14 protein-coding genes are annotated in these 17,921 nt (G+C 31.2%); 7 read left to right on the forward strand and 7 right to left on the reverse strand.

What is annotated here, in order from left to right; genetic code table 11:
• Positions 1 to 15 precede the first annotated feature (15 nt).
• Positions 16 to 999 (reverse strand): glycerophosphodiester phosphodiesterase, encoded by a 984-nt coding sequence (gene glpQ / locus F7018_RS07520; RefSeq protein ID WP_150899427.1) that lies wholly within the window; start codon positions 997 to 999, stop codon positions 16 to 18.
• Between the two features lie 96 nt (positions 1,000 to 1,095).
• Entirely contained in the window at positions 1,096 to 2,142 is a 1,047-nt protein-coding gene (locus F7018_RS07525) for a zinc metalloprotease (RefSeq protein ID WP_150899428.1), read from the reverse strand.
• A gap of 412 nt (positions 2,143 to 2,554) precedes the next feature.
• Here F7018_RS07525 and F7018_RS07530 point away from each other — a divergent pair, with 412 nt between their 5' ends.
• Positions 2,555 to 3,262 carry a Bax inhibitor-1/YccA family protein gene (locus F7018_RS07530; protein ID WP_175578685.1) on the forward strand — a complete coding sequence of 236 codons (708 nt, stop codon included), beginning with the start codon at positions 2,555 to 2,557 and terminating at the stop codon, positions 3,260 to 3,262.
• 80 nt (positions 3,263 to 3,342) lie between these two features.
• Here F7018_RS07530 and F7018_RS07535 read toward each other — a convergent pair whose 3' ends face one another.
• A complete protein-coding gene (locus tag F7018_RS07535) occupies positions 3,343 to 4,554 on the reverse strand; it encodes an aminotransferase class V-fold PLP-dependent enzyme (RefSeq protein WP_150899430.1) in 1,212 nt (403 codons plus the stop codon).
• Between the two features lie 93 nt (positions 4,555 to 4,647).
• Here F7018_RS07535 and F7018_RS07540 point away from each other — a divergent pair, with 93 nt between their 5' ends.
• Positions 4,648 to 5,973 (forward strand): serine hydrolase domain-containing protein, encoded by a 1,326-nt coding sequence (locus tag F7018_RS07540; protein ID WP_150899431.1) that lies wholly within the window; start codon positions 4,648 to 4,650, stop codon positions 5,971 to 5,973.
• A gap of 2 nt (positions 5,974 to 5,975) precedes the next feature.
• The gene (locus F7018_RS18785) at positions 5,976 to 6,317 is read left to right on the forward strand and encodes an SdpI family protein (RefSeq protein ID WP_150899432.1); all 342 of its coding nucleotides are present in this window, start codon (positions 5,976 to 5,978) and stop codon (positions 6,315 to 6,317) included.
• Between the two features lie 31 nt (positions 6,318 to 6,348).
• Here F7018_RS18785 and F7018_RS07550 read toward each other — a convergent pair whose 3' ends face one another.
• Entirely contained in the window at positions 6,349 to 7,026 is a 678-nt protein-coding gene (locus F7018_RS07550) for an SCO family protein (RefSeq protein ID WP_150899433.1), read from the reverse strand.
• Positions 7,027 to 7,183: 157 nt separating this feature from the next.
• Here F7018_RS07550 and rseP point away from each other — a divergent pair, with 157 nt between their 5' ends.
• A complete protein-coding gene (gene rseP, locus F7018_RS07555; protein WP_150899434.1) occupies positions 7,184 to 8,530 on the forward strand; it encodes an RIP metalloprotease RseP in 1,347 nt (448 codons plus the stop codon).
• Between the two features lie 304 nt (positions 8,531 to 8,834).
• Here the strand turns inward: rseP and F7018_RS07560 are convergent, their stop codons facing one another.
• Positions 8,835 to 10,496, reverse strand: coding sequence for an SGNH/GDSL hydrolase family protein (locus F7018_RS07560; protein ID WP_150899435.1), 1,662 nt, complete (start codon positions 10,494 to 10,496; stop codon positions 8,835 to 8,837).
• 11 nt (positions 10,497 to 10,507) lie between these two features.
• On the reverse strand, positions 10,508 to 13,216 hold the full coding sequence (locus F7018_RS07565; protein WP_150899436.1) for a TonB-dependent receptor: 2,709 nt from the start codon (positions 13,214 to 13,216) through the stop codon (positions 10,508 to 10,510).
• 191 nt (positions 13,217 to 13,407) lie between these two features.
• Here F7018_RS07565 and F7018_RS07570 point away from each other — a divergent pair, with 191 nt between their 5' ends.
• Both F7018_RS07570 and serS read left to right on the forward strand, forming a co-directional pair.
• Positions 13,408 to 14,349 (forward strand): bifunctional riboflavin kinase/FAD synthetase, encoded by a 942-nt coding sequence (locus F7018_RS07570; RefSeq protein WP_150899437.1) that lies wholly within the window; start codon positions 13,408 to 13,410, stop codon positions 14,347 to 14,349.
• A 146-nt stretch (positions 14,350 to 14,495) separates the two neighbouring features.
• The gene (gene serS, locus F7018_RS07575; RefSeq protein WP_150899438.1) at positions 14,496 to 15,770 is read left to right on the forward strand and encodes a serine--tRNA ligase; all 1,275 of its coding nucleotides are present in this window, start codon (positions 14,496 to 14,498) and stop codon (positions 15,768 to 15,770) included.
• A 98-nt stretch (positions 15,771 to 15,868) separates the two neighbouring features.
• Here serS and F7018_RS18430 read toward each other — a convergent pair whose 3' ends face one another.
• On the reverse strand, positions 15,869 to 16,012 hold the full coding sequence (locus F7018_RS18430) for a hypothetical protein (RefSeq protein ID WP_175578686.1): 144 nt from the start codon (positions 16,010 to 16,012) through the stop codon (positions 15,869 to 15,871).
• Positions 16,013 to 16,133: 121 nt separating this feature from the next.
• Here F7018_RS18430 and F7018_RS07580 point away from each other — a divergent pair, with 121 nt between their 5' ends.
• Positions 16,134 to 17,909 carry a tetratricopeptide repeat protein gene (locus tag F7018_RS07580; protein WP_150899439.1) on the forward strand — a complete coding sequence of 592 codons (1,776 nt, stop codon included), beginning with the start codon at positions 16,134 to 16,136 and terminating at the stop codon, positions 17,907 to 17,909.
• The last annotated feature ends 12 nt before the right edge of the window (positions 17,910 to 17,921 follow it).

Genomic DNA, 17,921 nt, shown 5'->3' on the forward strand with positions numbered 1-17,921 from the left:
AATAAATCTTTTCAACTATTTATTTAAAAAACTAACCATCTTATCTGGAAAGTCGGTAAAACCTCCATCTACATTGGCTTCAAACAACAAAACCTGCATCATTTCATCAAAAGAAGAAAACTCTTTTAATTGATCGGCTCTAAACGTATAGGGATGTACTTTCAAACCTAACTCATGAGCTTCTGCAACTAATGATGTAAACTTCCATTTATCATTTACTTTTTCATCTAAGATTTGTGTATACCATGGACCTAATCCGTCTGCGTATGATGCAAAATGTTTTAGTTCTTTAGTTTCTTCTGGAAACTCAATCAATTGAACTAAAAACAGTTCTGATTTTAATTCCTTTCGAACCCTTTCTAGTTCTTTAGCATCAAAACATTGAAAAATACATTTATCTTCTTTGGTTGTATATCCATAGTTTGAAAGAATCTCTAATACAATTTTTGCAATGTCTTTTCCATTCTTGTGATGGAACTCAGGATTTTTAATTTCTGGATAAATTCCAATGTTTTTTCCTGTGCTATAATTTAATCCTTGAATTAATTCAATCTCTTCTTGTAAAGAGTGTAGCTTAAAATTTCCTTTACCCTTTGGAAATCTTTGAGGATAGTATTGTTTACCTGTTTTAGGGTCAAATCGTTCAGTTACCTTTAATTGTTGTAATTCATCAAAAGTAAAATCAATAACATAGTAACGCCCATCTTCTCTTTTTCTATCAGGAAATAATTGAGCTACGTTGGTTACATCATCTAAATACACATCGTGAATAACAATAGGTACATTGTCTTTACTCAATACCAAGTCTTGCTCTATATAATCGGGATTCATAGCATAGGCCATTGCTTTTGCTTCCATGGTATGTTCTGGAAGATATCCTGAAGCCCCTCTATGTGCGACAACTATTTTGTTCATTTTTTCTTTATCCTTTGTTGATTTACCACAACTAAAAAACACCAACAAAACAAGAATGTAAATTTTTGATTTGTCAAATAACATTGAACTTATTTTTAGCTTTTAAAAATAAAAAAAGTCAAGAGAAATTCTCTTGACTTTTCAGCAATTATAAAAATATTTTTTAAATATTAATTTTTACTAGTTTAACATAGAAGCTCTTGCTCCACCGTCAGCAAAAATTGCTCTCATTCTTGATTTTTGACCTTCAGAAAACATAGACATACAAGCATCATCCGTATAATCCATATAGTTCATAGTCATATCATTTGAACGACAGTTAACTGTTGGATATGATGGACATCCATAGTTTGGAGCATCTGAAGATGGTGTATCAGCGACAAAATCATCTTGACGACATCTACCATCACCCCAAATGTGACGTAAGTTTAAATAGTGACCAACTTCGTGTGTCATAGTACGTCCTCCATTGAATGGTGCAGATACATAACCTGTAGTTCCAAAATATTGTGGAGAACACACAACACCATCAGTAGCAGAATTACCACCTGGGAATTGAGCATATCCTAAAATACCTCCACCAATATTAGCTACCCAGATATTTAAATGTGTTTGTGGTGTAACTGGTGGATATGCTGATTTTACTGCATTATTAGTTCCCCATGAAGCCGTAGAGTTAGCATGTCTAAAAGTACCAGCTAAAGAAAAAGTGATTTCAGCATCTGCTGCTACTCCTGCAAATTCAGAAGGTGTATTACTTGCATCAGAATTTTGTTTTCTAAAATCGTCATTTAAAACTGTCATTTGTGAGGCTATCTGCGCATCACTAATATTCTGTTGTGAATTGCTATAAACCACATGTACATATACTGGTATGTTAATTACTCCCAAGTTATCAGGAGTAGTTCCACCACCGCCACCGCCAGTGTTACCGCCACCGCCGTTACCGTTTCCATTTCCTTTTTTTGCTGCAATAAATTTACGCGTTGCGTATTCTACATCGTACATTTTTTGGTACAATCCTGGGTTTTCTTTTAACTGTCTGTTTAAAACTCGCATAGAATGACACTGCTCACTTCCCCCTTTTGACTCGTGAGTATCAGTTTCCAAATAGAAGTCGCTCATATCGATTGCTTCTTGAGTTGGTAAAACTGAGTCTTGACCATTTTGCTGACATCCAATTAAAACGGAAGCAGCAACTGCTAATGTTAAAAAAATTCTTTTCATGTTGTGAAAAATTAAAAATTTAGTTGAATAATAATTACCCCTTTAGGTAATATTGGTTTGTGCTAAAAATAACCTCAATTGTCACTTTAATAAAAAAAGAATACATATTTTATTATTTATGTAAAAAATTGAAGGGTTTTTTAACGATGTGCAATATATAGTTTTTTTTTAATTCCTAAAAAAATGTTAAAAAAATGGATTTTCTCTTTAAAATCAACTTGTAGAAGCTTAAAAACAAAAATACCATATTGTTTAATTTTTAACTAAAAACATAAAAAAACGTCAATTTTAAACATTTAACGATATGAAATGTGCAAATACGCTTGTTTCAAAAAGCAATATTCATAACAATTACACATAATAAAGATTATCTCTATAAAAAAGCTATATTTACTCCAAAATAAAATTAATTATGGAAAACTCATTTGACAACGGACCTAAGGTACTTGTTGCACAAGTATCGGAAGCAGACAGAGTTGCTTTTTACAAAAAAACCTATGCGCATGTAGGTGGTGGTATCTTACTATTTATTGTATTTGAATACCTATTCTTACAAAGTGCTTCTCTTGTAGAATTTGCTTTATCAATGACTCAAGGATACAAGTGGTTATTATTATTAGGTGGTTTTATGCTAATTACTAATTATGCTGAAAGTACTGCTTTAAAAACCTCTGATAAAAACTTACAATATTTAGCATATTCAGCTTATATTTTTGCTGAAGCTTTTATTTTTATACCATTAATTTACATGGCTATTATGTATACCAATAGCTTAGATTTAATTAAACAAGCAGGAATTGTTACGCTTGGTTTATTTACAGGAATTTCTTCTATTGTTTTTATTACTAAAAAAGATTTTTCTTTTATTAGAGCTGGATTAACTGTTGGATTTTTTATAGCAATTGGATTAATAATTGCAGGAGCCTTATTTGGTTTTAACCTTGGTTTATGGTTTTCTGTAGGAATGTGTGTATTAGCTGCTGGATCTATTTTATACCAGACTTCTAACTTAGTACATAAATTTTCTACTGATGATTACATCCCTGCTGCATTAGGTTTATTTGCCTCTTTAATGCTTTTATTCTGGTATGTATTACAAATTTTTATGTCAAGAGACTAGTTAAAAATTTAACGTTTATATATAAAAAAACCACTTGTTCTTAAACAGGTGGTTTTTTTATTTTATTAATTGAGTAGTATTTAACTCAACATCATTTTGGCTTTCTTAACCGCTGTTACCAATGCATCTATTTCTTCTTTGGTATTGTAAAAAGCAAATGATGCTCTTACTGTCCCTGGAATACAATAAAAGTTCATAATTGGTTGCGCACAATGGTGTCCTGTACGAACAGCTATTCCTAATTTATCTAAGATAGATCCAACATCATACGGATGTATTCCTTCCAAATTAAATGATATTACAGAAGCTTTCTTACCAGTTCCGTAAATTTTTAATCCTTCTATTTTTTCCAACTCTTGAGTTCCATAAGCTAACAACTCTTTTTCTTGTTGATCTATAGCCTCAAAACCTATTGAATTCATATAATCAACCGCAACTCCAAAAGCTATTCCTCCACAAATATTTGGTGTTCCTGCTTCAAACTTATGAGGTAATCCTGCATAGGTAGTTTTTTCAAAAGTTACTGTTTCAATCATTTCTCCTCCTCCTTGATAAGGTGGCAACATTTGCAATAACTCTTCTTTTCCGTATAACAAACCAACTCCTGTTGGTCCACACATTTTGTGAGCTGATGCTACATAAAAATCAACATCTAATTCTTGAACATCTGGCTTTATATGCGGAACTGCCTGCGCTCCATCAATTAAAACATACGCTCCAAATTTGTGCGCTGCATGAATAATTTCTTCTATTGGGTTTATCGTTCCTAATGCATTCGACACATGATTACAAAAAACCAATTTGGTTTTATTATTCAATAATTCATGATATACATCCATTCTTAACGAACCATCTTGATCCATTGGAATTACTTTTAAAACAGCACCCGTTTTTTCACAAAGCATTTGCCAAGGAACTATATTTGAATGATGTTCTAATGATGATACAATTATTTCATCCCCTTCTTTTAATAAGGTAGCAAATCCTGATGCTACAATATTAATACTATGAGTAGTTCCTGAAGTTAAAATAACCTCATAAGAATGCTTTGCATTAAAATGTTTTTGAATCTTTATACGTGCTTCTTCATATTTATCGGTTGCTTCCTGACTTAAGGTATGCACTCCTCTATGAATATTAGCATTATAATTCGAATAATAATCAACAATTGCATCAATCACAATTTGAGGTGTTTGAGAAGTTGCTCCATTATCAAAATACACTAAATTTTTCCCATGTACTGTACGATTTAAAATAGGAAAATCAGCTCTAATCTTATCTACATTCAACATATAAAAAGTAAATTTAAGACAAAGGTAGTGCTTGCATTTCAAATATAAACACCAATCAATTAAATTCTTACATTTGCTAAAAAAGAGTCCCTAATGAAAAATATCAAAAGAATTTTATTATTACTGGCAATTGTTCTTATTGCTGTTGTAGTTTACAATTACCCTAAGTTAAATATTTTAGCTGGATACTCCGCTAAAAACACTGCCTCTTCGGTTTTCTTAGCCGAAAGAAGCCTAGAGTTTACTGATGAAAATGACAATAATTTTTCTCCAATAAACTTAACTTCCGATGAAATTAACTCTCAAGAAAAATCTGCTACTGGTTCAGTTTTTGGACTTTTAAAAAGAAAAGCTGTTTACAGAAAAGGATTAGGAGCTGTTTTAATTAATGATGATTATGATGCTTCTAAAACTCCTTTAGTTCCAAAAAGATCAGAGGCCGATAATACTACTCCTTTCCCTTATGGAAATGCAGATCAAATAGACACTGTTTTTTCTAATATCAATTACAAAAAGCTAAACGAAACTATTGATACTATTTTTAATTCTAGAAACCAAACTCGATCTGTGCTTGTAGTTTATAAAGATCAAATTATTGCTGAAAAGTATGCTAATAATTTCGATAAGAATTCTTTACAATTAGGATGGTCTATGACCAAAAGTATTACGAGCACTGTTTTTGGAATTTTACAATGCCAAGGAAAAGTTAATGTTGAACAAAGTAATTTGTTTAAAGAATGGGAAAACGATGACCGCAAAAACATTACAATTCACAACCTACTTCAGATGAATTCTGGTTTAGAATGGCTTGAAGATTATAATACTATTTCTGATGTTACAAAGATGCTATTTCTTGAAAGTGACATGACTAAAACTCAAATAAGTAAACCTTTAGTAGGTAAACCAAACGAAACTTGGAATTATTCTTCTGGTACCACTAATTTACTTTCTGGTATCATCCGTAGTCAATTTAAAACGCATCAAGAATATTTAGATTATTGGTACAGTAATTTAATTGACAAAATAGGAATGAACTCAATGGTCATTGAAACTGATTTGAGTGGAAACTTTGTAGGGTCTTCTTATGCTTGGGCAACTGCAAGAGATTGGGCAAAATTAGGTTTATTATACCTTCATAATGGTGAATGGAATGGAGAACATCTTTTTGATAAAGATTGGGTACAATATGCAACTACTCCAACACCAGGTTCTGATGGTTGGTATGGAGCACAAATATGGTTAAATGCAGGAAAGCGTTATCCTGATGTACCAACAAATATGTATTCTTTTAATGGGTATAAAGGTCAAAATGTATTTATTTTGCCAAGTGAAGATTTAGTAGTTGTTAGAACTGGGCTTACTAAGAACGCTGACATGAACACTTTATTAAAAGGAATTATAAACTCGATAAAAAAATAAAAATGAACCCATATTATTATGTACTGTCTCTTAATGGATTACTTTTCCTTTTCAGTATAATTTTTTATTTCTTTCCCCCAAAAAAAATTAACTCACTTTATGGTTATCGCACCAACAAAACCATGAAAAACGAAACTGTTTGGAAATTTGCCAATGCATTTTTTATAAAGCAATTTTTAATTTATTCTGCAATATCATTTGCAGCTGCATTAATTTTTGTTTTTATAAGTAAAGATATTAGTTGGCAACCCATGGCTATTATGTTACTATCTCTAGCAGTTTCTGTTATTAAAACAGAACAAGAAGTAAACAAAAACTTTGATGAAGACGGAAATAAAATATAAAAAAAGAGACTGTTTAAACAGTCTCTTTTTTTTATTCTTCGTATTCTTTTTTCAATAGCGTAATATCATCTATAATTTTCTGCATGTTTTCTTTTTTGGTTCCATCATACGAACCTCTAATACGTCCTTCTTTATCTATTAGCACAAAGTTTTCTGTATGAACCCAATCGTTCTCTCCTCCATCACCTTCGTCTAAAACTGCAAAATAATGCTTACGGGCTAAATTATATATGTGCTTTTTTTCTCCAGTGGTTACATTCCATTTACCATCAATAACTCCTTTTTCTAATGCATATTTTTTCAATTGTGGAACGCTATCCATAACTGGTGTTACTGAATGTGATAAAAACATAATATCATCATCCTTTTTATAGTGTTCTTGTAATTCACTCATATTATAAGCCATAGCTATACATATGGTTTGACAACGAGTAAAAAAGAAATCTGCGATATAAATTTTACCTTTATAATCTGCATTTGTTATTGTTTCTCCATTCTGATTGATTAACTTAAAATCACCAACCTTATGATTTCTAGATTTTGTTCTTAAGGAAGCATCCACCAGTTTTGGATTAATATCTGCAGGGTTATAAATTGGTAATCTATCATCAACTTTTACTAAATGATAAAAAACGGGGATTCCAATAGCACAAAAAACTAATAAGAAAATTAAAGTGCTTTTAGATTTTTTAAAGAATTTAAAGTCCATTCTCTCTTTTTTCTACAAAAATACGACTTAAAACAGGGTTAATCTCTCTTAAACTTAAAAAGTTTGTTAAATCCTAAGTCGAACTAGAGTACAAACTTTTAGAACTCTTTCGAAAAACGTACATTTGTCAGATTTTAAATTTTAGACACAAGCCTTTATGGAGATATTAATAAAAGCATCACAATTTATTTTAAGTTTATCGCTTTTAATTGTTTTGCACGAGTTAGGACACTTTATTCCTGCCAAATTATTTAAAACTAAAGTTGAAAAGTTTTACCTTTTCTTCGATTATAAATTCTCTTTATTTAAAAAGAAAATTGGTGATACTGTTTATGGTATTGGTTGGATTCCATTAGGTGGTTATGTGAAAATCTCTGGAATGATTGACGAAAGCATGGACACTGAGCAAATGAAAAAACCTGCTCAACCATGGGAATTTCGTTCTAAACCAGCATGGCAGCGTTTAATTATTATGCTTGGTGGTGTAATTGTAAATTTTGTTTTGGGTATAGTTATCTACATTTGTTTAATGTATGCTTATGGTGAAAAGTTTTTACCTAACGAGAACTTAAAAGATGGTGTATGGGTACAAGACCAGTTAGGTAAAGATTTAGGTTTAGAAACTGGAGATAAAATACTTACTGTAGATGGACAAGCAATTGAAAAATTTAGAGAATTACCTATAGAGTTTATTAATGGAAATAACTATTCTATTGAAAGAAATGGAACTGTTATTGAAAAAGTAATTCCTACTGATTTTATTTCAAAACTAGTAGATCGTGGTAAAAATGCGGGAAGTTTTATAACACCAAGATATCCATTTATTATAGCAAAAGTTGCTGAAGATTCTCCAAACGTAAAAAGTGGTTTACAATCTAAAGATATAATTACTGCTATTAACGGAGTTAACATCAAATATTTTGATCAAGCTGAAAAAGAGCTTAATAAATATAAAAACCAAGATATCAGTGTTACTGTAAAAAGAGGTAATGAAAGCTTAGATATCCCTGTTAAAATATCTGAAAACGGTAAAGTTGGTGTAGCTATTGCTCAATTATCTTTAAAAGATTTAGAAAAATTAGGTTACTATGACTTAGCAGAAAAGAAATATTCATTTTCTGAAGCAATTCCTGCTGGTACTAATAAAGCTTGGACTACTTTAACTAACTATATTAAGCAAATGAAAAAAATCTTCAATCCTAGCACAGGTGCTTATAAAGGATTAGGTGGTTTTATTTCTATTGGTAGTATTTTCCCTTCAGAATTTAGCTGGGAAACTTTCTGGAACATTACGGCATTCTTATCAATTATGTTAGGTTTCATGAACTTATTACCAATTCCTGCTTTAGACGGAGGGCATGTTGTATTTACGCTTTGGGAAATGATTACAGGTAAAAAACCTGGTGATAAATTTTTAGAATATGCTCAAATAACAGGATTTATCTTATTAATTGCCTTATTACTTTTTGCAAACGGTAATGACATATTTAGGCTCTTTAAATAAACTATAATACTTAAATAAACTTAAAAACATCGTAATATCAACATTACGGTGTTTTTTTATATTCAAATCATAAAAAAAGCCCTTTTAAAACTATTTCAAACTCTTTGAAAACCATATTATATAGATAGAATATATCCTCTTTTAAAACGTTTAAAACACCTAAAAAAACTATGTTTAACACTATGCTTTCTTAGTTAAGAACATTATCTATTCATAAACTCACAATATAACAGTTAAGTTTATAAAATAAAAAAGGCTGAGAGTAAACTCTCAGCCTTAAATATATCGTTAACAAAACTACTACTTAAGGTAAAGTAGATGAATAATTTGTTGGGTAATTGTTTGCTTTAGCTAAACCGTCTTTACCCTTAGTAAAATTAGATCCATAAGTAGCATCAATAGCTTCTAACATTTTATTAGCCATTAACGCATAACCTCTACCTGTAAGGTGAACACCGTCTAAACTAACTAAACCACCTGTAACAAAAGTTGTTGTTAAATTATAAGTATCAAATGTTAATCCAGTGGTAGAAGCCTGTTGTAAAATAGTATTAAAATCAACAAAAGCTAAACCTTTAGCGTCTGCTACTGCTTTAATTGTTGCATTATAAGCATCTGTAGCTGATTTTAATTTTGCTACTTCGTTTTCAGTTAATACCCATTTATCTTCTAAAGGCAAAGAAACACCTTCTGCTGAGAACATACCTGCCAATGTTTGTGGTAAACCTTGTCCTACTAAATACGCTACTGAACTAGTATTAACTTTTCCTATAATACTTCTACTAGGTAACACTAATAAATCTTTTTCTGTAGCTTGTCTTGCTTGCCCATAGTAATTACCTAATAAACCTGCTACTTTCTGTAAAGTTGCTGTATCAGTTGGTAAACCAAAACTAGCAACAAAACCAGGGAACGTTGGACTTGCTAATAATGCTCCAGCAATATCAGCTTTTTTATCATCTAATGATTCATCTTTAATCACTACAGGACTAGCTGCTGTAGTAGAAAAAGTAATTGCTCGCTCCGGAACACCAATTGCAGTAAAAACTCCATTAATAGCTCCAAATACATTATTCAATGTAGGTATTTGAGCAGCAAAACTTGCGTCTGTTGGATCTAATGGTGCATAAGGAACTGTTGTGAAGTGAGATAAACTTGTAATATATGGTAAGTTTGCCACAACTCCTTTAGCCCCTGTAGCAGTTAATGCATCAACTGTTCCTGTAAAAGCAGCAGCAAATACATTAGAATTTGTAATATCAGCTGAACCATAAGTTGCAGGGTTTACATTACCTGTTTCATTATGATCAACTCCAGTACCTCCAGCAAGAGCATATCCTAAAACATCGTTACCTCCTATTTCTGATAAACTGAAAAATGTAGGAGATTGTGCTAATACATCTTGTAAAATACTAGCCGTTGGAGAAGAAGCCATTCTTACAAAGTAAGGGTTAGCATTTGGTAACGCTGCTAATGCACCATAACCATTTACTCCTAAATGATAACTCTTTGCCCCTGGTACTCCCATATTATTAAAAGGACCTGTTTGAATATTTCCAACTTCTGTTGTTGAAGTTGCTTGTAATCCTACTGGTCCTGCACCGTTAAAGTACAATCTTGGCCCAAAAGAACCATCAGCATTTTGTACCCCTCCAAAAAGTAATCCACCAATATTATCATTCATTAATGGTTGTTTGAAAGTTCCTCCACCTACCATGGCAAATTTCTTAGCTAGGATATTTGGAAATGAATTTTCTTGACTTGCTTTAAACAAAGCATTATCTGTAAAACCAGCTGTAAAAGAAGCTCCTACCGCTACATATTTAGAAAAATCTGCAGTTCCTTTATCTAAAGGAATCGTATTTTCTGCCTCTCCTTTAATTTCTGGTAATGTATTATCTACATCACAGGCTACAACACCTAAAAATAATGCAGATAAAAATGTATATTTTAATGTATTCTTCATTTTTATTTTTTTTAGTTATTGATTGTCCAAGAAATGTAATACTGAGAGCCAATTGCTCCAACACCTGGTGCACTTAAATATTCTTTTCCTGTTAAGTTAGACCCTCCCACTTTAAATACCGATTTCATTGAAGGTACTGAATAGTTAATTTGAGCGTCAAGTACAGTTCTTTCTTCTACATTTCCTTCTAAGAAAGTTGATTGCCAATAAAATTCTGTTTGCCAACGAGCACTTACGTTAAATCCAAAGTTTTCAAATACATTTGGATGTCCAAACTGAGCTTTTAACTTATGTTCTGGAGTATTGAAACCTGCTTCAAAATCTGGATCTTGAGCTTGATCAAAACTAAACTTAGACCAAGTATAGTTTAATCCAACGTTATATCCGTTAAATACTTTTGTACTTAAACCTATTCCTAATCCATAAGAATCGACATCAACGGTAGAATTTGTCTTAACACTAAATGTTCTTACTAAATCTCTATTTGTTAACTGAGCTAAAGTAGGATTAGCAACTGTATTATCTAAAAGTACAACTACATCTTTATTAGATATAAAATTAGAATACATGTTATAATATGTACTAAAATCTACAGATAATTTATTGTCTCCTAATGGTAACACTCCACGATAACCTACTTCAAATGATTTTACCTCTTCTGGCTTTACTAATTCCGTTTTAACTAAACTTGGCGCTCCATTTCTGATAGAACTTGCAGAATATCCTCTTGTAAACACATCATTTCCTGTAAGAGTAAAAGTACCTGAAGTGGTTCTAACATCTGCAGAAAAACGATCAGCATTATCAGGAGCTGTTCCTAAAATAAATCCAGCTCCAGTAGCTAAACCAATATACTGATCTTGCGTAGTTGGGTTACGGAAACCTGTTTGGAAAGAAGCCCTGAAGTTATGGTTTTTATTTTCTCCTGCTGCATAAGCTAAAGAAAGTCTAGGAGTTACGTTTCCTTTGAAATTATCCGATTTATCATAACGAAGAGAACCTGTAAATTTTAAACGGTCATCTAACATTTTCTTTTGTAACTGGGTGTATATTCCATATTCACCATATTTAATTGGCCCATCAGAATCAGTATAAATTGTTCCGAAAGAATTTAATCTATATTGTCTGTAAGAACCACCTACTTGTACTTCAGCCCAATCAATATAATCACGTAAATTTAAATTACCATCAGCATGGTAATAACTTGTATTATCTCTAAACTTAGACCCTGTTAATAAATCTGGATCAGCAGTTACTTCATTAAATAAAGCTTGGAAAGCTGGTGTTCCTGGAACTGCTCTTCCAGTATCTGCTACTGCTCTTGCCGCTGCGTGATTAGATGCTGGTACTCCTGGTATTGCTCCTAAGTATGCTGCTGCATATTGTCCAAACCAATCTGCATTAGATTTCCATTTGCTGTTAATGTTAATTGCAGCAAAACGAGTATCATAAGAATCTCCTGCATCCTCACCTGCATAGTAACCTCTTACAAAGAAGTTTTTACCTCTAACTTCTAATTTATGTTGTTCCATAAAGAAGTTAGCTAAATTATATCTATTCTGACCTTGGTATATAGTATTACCAGTACCGTACTTTGAATTCCAAATAATTTCAACTCTATCATTTCCTAATGGACGATAATGAATGGCTCCATTGAATTTTACACTTTTAGCCTCGTTAGTCATTAACTCTTGGTCTGTATAACCAGTTCTACTTACATTACCTATTGCTCCACCTAAATTAACTGAAACCTCATCTCCATATACATTTGCTCCATCATAGTTTGGATCGCTTTGTCTTGTACCTGGAATATAAGTCCCTCCAATACCTGTTGTATTTCTATAATCTGTAGCATGCCATTCTTCACCTTTTAAGTAAGAAAAACTTGCCTTTACAGCAAAATAGTCATCAAAAGCATGTGCCATTCTAATTGTAGCATCGTAAAACTTATTGTCTCCTGCTGCTTCTTGACTAGTTAATCCTGTTTTTAAACCTACACTAATCCCTTGATGATCAAAAGGGTTTTTACTACGCATTAACATAATTCCGTTAAATGCATTTGCTCCATATAAAGCCGATGCTGCTCCTGGTAAAATCTCAACACTTTTTACATCTACTTCAGAAATCCCTAATAAATTTCCAATAGCAAAGTTTAATGCCGGAGATGCATTATCCATTCCATCAACTAACTGAACAAAACGCTCATTTCCAAACGTAGCAAATCCACGAGTATTTACTGTTTTAAAAGTAAAACCTCCTGAATTAATATCAACACCTTTTAAATTTTCTAATCCATCGTAATATGATGCAGAAGCTGTGTTCTTAATAGCTCTAGAATCGAAACGCTCAATTGTTACAGGAGATTCCATAACACGTTCTGGAGTTCTAGAAGCCGAAACTACTACTTCATCTAAAGAAGTTGCATTCTCTGTCAAAGACACCTCAACAACTTGATTGTTTTTTGTAATTTCAACTGTTTTAGATTGATATCCTAAAGAAGAAATTTCAATTGTAAAAGGAGGATTATCTGTTACTGTCATAGTAAACTTCCCATCAAAATCAGTAGACGTTCCAACTGCCTTCCTTAGAACCTTAATGTTTGCTCCCGGAAGTGGCCCACCAAGAGATGCGTCATTGACTGTACCAGAAATGGTAGTCTGAGCAACCATTATTGCTGTGCCAAATAGCACAAATGCAACAAGTAATAGTTTTTTCATCATAATGTATAATAATTTGTTAACTGTAGCGCAAAATACGATTTTTTTTTATTTGTAAAAATTTATCCTTTATTTTATCACTATAGTGTTTTTGAGGGGTTTGTTTTGTTAAATTGACATTTTTGTAACTTTATTTAACGAACATTACTTATCCTCTTTTACAAATTGTATTTTTGCATAAATTTGTTCTTATCTTGGAAATTATTCACTCCATTTTCGATTTTAAACCAACTCAAAAATCAATAGTTACTATTGGTACTTTTGATGGTGTTCATATTGGTCATCAAAAAATTATTCAAGAATTGATTGATGAAGCAAAATCATCTAATAAAAAATCTGTTTTGTTAACTTTTTTTCCTCACCCAAGAATGGTGTTACAAAAAGATGTTTCTATAAAACTTATCAATACGATTGATGAACGTGCCAAACATTTAGAAGACTTGGGATTGGACTATTTAATCATTCATCCTTTTAGTAAAGAATTTTCTAGACTTACTGCATTAGATTTTGTTCGTGATATCTTAGTTAATCAACTAAATACGTCAAAATTAATTATTGGTTATGATCATCATTTTGGAAAAAACAGAGAGGGAAATATTGAACAATTAACGGAGTATTCTCATTTGTATGATTTTACAGTTCAAGAAATTTTAGCTCAAGATATTGATGAAGTCTCTGTAAGCTCTACTAAAATTAGAAAAGCACTAGCTAGTGGTGAATTAAAAACTGCAAACAAGTATTTAGGATATCCATTTTCTATAACAGGCGTTGTTGTTAATGGAAAAAAACTTGGCGGTAAAATTGGTTTTCCTACTGCTAATATTGATATTGCTGAAACCTATAAACTAGTTCCTAAAACTGGAGTATATGTTGTAAAATCTACGATTAATAACAATACAGTTTTTGGTATGATGAATATTGGCAATAGACCTACAGTTAACGGAGAGCATCAAACTATAGAAGTTCATTTTTTCGATTTTAACCAAGATTTATATCAAAAGGAATTAACCATCGAATTACTTTATTTTTTAAGAGATGAACACAAGTTTAATTCTGTTGATGATTTAATTATTCAACTTAAAACAGACAAAGAAAACTCCTTAAACTATATCAATACAATTACCAGTTTAAGTTAATAAAATAGAGTTCTAACAAAGTCTTTTTTGTTTATTCTTAAATAGAATTCTAAAACTTAATACGTAAAAAACTATTTAGTAAGCAATCACCATTGTTTAAGTCTGTAGCTTCTTATATCTTTGCGGTTCTTAAAAATTAAAAAAAGATGTTACAGGTTCAGTTTATTAGAGAAAACAAACAAACTGTTTTAGACGGATTAGCAAAACGTAGTTTTGAAAATGCCGAAGCAATTATTAATGAAGTATTAACTACTGATGAAACTCGTAGAGCTACTCAAGTTTCTTTAGATAATACATTAGCTGAATCTAACAAAATATCCAAAGAAATTGGAGGTCTTTTTAAGTCTGGTGAAATTGAAAAAGCAAACTTACTGAAAGAAAAAACAGGTGAATTAAAAGAGAAATCTAAGCAATTAACCGAAGAATTAAGTGTTGCTTCTAACAAATTACAAGATTTATTATACCAAATTCCTAACGTGCCTCACGCATCTGTTAAGGCAGGGAAAAACGAAGAGGATAATGAAACTATTTTTAGCGAAGGTACTATTCCTGACTTAGGTGAAAAAGCTTTACCTCACTGGGAATTAGCTAAAAAATATGATATCATCGATTTTGATTTAGGTTCAAAAATTACTGGAGCTGGTTTTCCTGTGTACAAAGGAAAGGGAGCTCGTTTACAACGTGCCTTAATCAATTATTTTTTAGATAAAAATATTGCTGCTGGTTATAGCGAAGTACAAGTTCCTCATTTAGTAAATGAAGCATCTGGTATTGGTACTGGTCAACTTCCAGATAAAGAAGGGCAAATGTACCATGTAACTGGAGATGATTTATATTTAATTCCAACAGCGGAAGTTCCTATTACTAATATTCATAGAAATGATTTAGTAAAAGAAAATGATTTGCCTATTAAATATACAGGTTATACACCATGTTTCCGTAGAGAAGCTGGAAGTTATGGTGCGCATGTACGTGGATTAAATAGGTTACACCAATTTGATAAAGTAGAAATTGTAAGAATTGAACATCCTGAAAACTCTTACAATGCTTTAAACGAAATGGTAGAACACATTAAAGGTATTTTACGTGAATTAAAATTACCATACCGTATTTTACGTTTGTGTGGTGGAGATACAGGATTTGTTTCTGCTTTAACATTCGATTTTGAATTGTATTCTACAGCTCAAGAGCGTTGGTTAGAAATTAGTTCTGCTTCAAACTTTGAAACGTATCAAGCTAATCGTTTAAAATTACGATTCAAAAATAAAGAAGGAAAAAGTCAGTTAGTTCATACTTTAAACGGAAGTTCTTTAGCTTTACCTAGAGTATTAGCAGGAATTTTAGAAAACTATCAAACTGAAGACGGAATTAACATACCAGAAGTATTAATTCCTTATTGTGGTTTTGATAAAATTGACTAAATAATTTCATTACAAAAAAGTAAAAAGAACCAATGCTTCAATTAAGATGCTTGGTTCTTTTTTTAATTCACCCCTTAATAATGAACTATTTTTTATAGTTAGTTAGCAACTACCGCTACCATTAATCTCTTATATTTATTCATTTCCAATAAAGCTTCAAAATACTGAGTTATTTGTCCTCTTCTCATAAATTCATCTGCTCTACTCTTTGCTAAGTTATATTGCGTATTTAAATTCTTCATAGTATTCGATGTTTAGTTACGCTAACAATAAAACAAAGTTCGTGCCAAAATGTTGCGTTCCTTTTAAAAAAAGGGAGTGTTTTAATATTAATTTAACAATTTTCTTCTGTATTTTTGATTGATGAAAAAAACATTTATTCTATTTAATTTCCTTATTATTAACCTGTTCTGTTATTCGCAACAGAACGATTTTATTATTGCTGAAAATTATTTTAGAAATAATGAATACGAAAAAGCTATTCAACTTTATAAAAAATTATACGATAAGAGTCCTTATAACACAACCTATTTAAAAAGACTTATTACTTCTTATCAAGAAACTGAACAGTTTTTAGTTGCCGAAAACCTATTAACTCAAAAAATAAAACAAAGACCTAACTTAACGTATCTAAATGTTATTATAGGATATAACTATGAGCGTCAACAAAACGATTCAGAAGCCAATAAATATTATCAAAAAGCACTTAATTCATTAAACAAAAAGGGGAACTATGGAAGTGTTATCGCAAGTTTATTTAAAAACTACAACAAACTAGACTTTGCTATTGAAGCATATACCAAAACCATGGAAAACCATCCACAAGCTAATTATGGATTCCAATTAGCACAAATCCATGGTGAAAAAGGTGATTACCCTAAAATGTTTGAATCCTATGTAAATTTAGTTGATAAAAACGAAAGTTACCTGAATAACGTAAAACGTTATACCAGCAGATATATTAATGATGATGCTGAAAACGAAAATAACAACTTGTTTAAAAAAGCCTTATTAAGAAAATCAATAAGCAACCCTAAAAACATTTGGAACGATTTATTAGCATGGTTATTTATAAAACAAAAACAATATTCGAAAGCTCTTATCCAATTAAAAGCATTGTTAGCTAGAGACCCTGATAATTTGGGTAGAATTAATCAACTAGGAAAAATAGCTCTAGAGAATAACGAATATGAGACTGCTAAGGAATGTTTTGACTTAATCATTGAAAAAACTAATTATCCAAGAGATAAGTTTAATGCTATTAACAACAATTTAAAAATAGCTATTGAGACCAAAGAACCAGATGTAGAAGCACGTTTTGATAAGATATTTTCAAAATATGGAATTAATAAAAATACTTTTCGTACTCAAGTAGCGTATGCTAATTATCTAACATTCAATAAAAACAACCCTGAAAAAGCTGTAGATGTTTTAAATAAAGCTAAAGAATTTGCTGGTTCTAAGTTCTCCAAAGCCATGATAAAACTAAAACTAGGTGAAGTTTTAGTATACACTGGAAAGTTTAACAAAGCTCTTATTTACTTTTCACAAGTACAAACAAAATTTAAAAACCATTATCTAGGACAGGATGCACGTTTTAAAGTAGCCCAAACATCTTATTTCAAAAGCGATTTTAAATGGGCCAAAGCACAATTAAAAGTTTTAAAAGGTTCAGCTACGCAGCTTATAGCAAATGATGCTGCTAATTTGTTTTTAACAATTTCTGATAACCAGCCTAAAGATAGTATCCCTTCTGGTTTAAAAGAGTATGCTAAAGCTGATTTATTAGCTTTTCAGAATAAAGATAATGAAGCCATTGCTATTTTAAATGATATTATCAAAAACTACAAAGGGCAACCTATAGAAGACGAAGCCTTGTTTAAACAGGCTGAGCTTCTTGTAAAACAAGACAAATACGATGAAGCTATTTCAAATTACACCAAAATAATAGCCTTAGATAAAGAAGGAATTTATATTGATGATGTGTATTATTTAATGGGTGAATTATACAATAATGAATTAAATAATGCTGAAAAGGCTAAAGAATACTATCAAAAGATTATTTTTGACCACCCATCGAGCATTTACTTAGTTGCTGCTCGAAAAAAATACAGAAAACTAAGAGGGGATAATATCTAATTTTATAGAAAA

Source organism: Tenacibaculum aiptasiae, from assembly GCF_008806755.1.
GTDB lineage: Bacteria > Bacteroidota > Bacteroidia > Flavobacteriales > Flavobacteriaceae > Polaribacter > Polaribacter aiptasiae.

What these genes read in the sequence shown, in the direction of transcription:
- glpQ (WP_150899427.1), bottom strand. Translation starts at nt 999, where the DNA reads ATGTTATTTGACAAATCAAAAATTTACATTCTTGTTTTGTTGGTGTTT.
- F7018_RS07525 (WP_150899428.1), bottom strand. Translation starts at nt 2,142, where the DNA reads ATGAAAAGAATTTTTTTAACATTAGCAGTTGCTGCTTCCGTTTTAATT.
- F7018_RS07530 (WP_175578685.1), top strand. Translation starts at nt 2,555, where the DNA reads ATGGAAAACTCATTTGACAACGGACCTAAGGTACTTGTTGCACAAGTA.
- F7018_RS07535 (WP_150899430.1), bottom strand. Translation starts at nt 4,554, where the DNA reads ATGTTGAATGTAGATAAGATTAGAGCTGATTTTCCTATTTTAAATCGT.
- F7018_RS07540 (WP_150899431.1), top strand. Translation starts at nt 4,648, where the DNA reads ATGAAAAATATCAAAAGAATTTTATTATTACTGGCAATTGTTCTTATT.
- F7018_RS18785 (WP_150899432.1), top strand. Translation starts at nt 5,976, where the DNA reads ATGAACCCATATTATTATGTACTGTCTCTTAATGGATTACTTTTCCTT.
- F7018_RS07550 (WP_150899433.1), bottom strand. Translation starts at nt 7,026, where the DNA reads ATGGACTTTAAATTCTTTAAAAAATCTAAAAGCACTTTAATTTTCTTA.
- rseP (WP_150899434.1), top strand. Translation starts at nt 7,184, where the DNA reads ATGGAGATATTAATAAAAGCATCACAATTTATTTTAAGTTTATCGCTT.
- F7018_RS07560 (WP_150899435.1), bottom strand. Translation starts at nt 10,496, where the DNA reads ATGAAGAATACATTAAAATATACATTTTTATCTGCATTATTTTTAGGT.
- F7018_RS07565 (WP_150899436.1), bottom strand. Translation starts at nt 13,216, where the DNA reads ATGATGAAAAAACTATTACTTGTTGCATTTGTGCTATTTGGCACAGCA.
- serS (WP_150899438.1), top strand. Translation starts at nt 14,496, where the DNA reads ATGTTACAGGTTCAGTTTATTAGAGAAAACAAACAAACTGTTTTAGAC.
- F7018_RS18430 (WP_175578686.1), bottom strand. Translation starts at nt 16,012, where the DNA reads ATGAAGAATTTAAATACGCAATATAACTTAGCAAAGAGTAGAGCAGAT.
- F7018_RS07580 (WP_150899439.1), top strand. Translation starts at nt 16,134, where the DNA reads ATGAAAAAAACATTTATTCTATTTAATTTCCTTATTATTAACCTGTTC.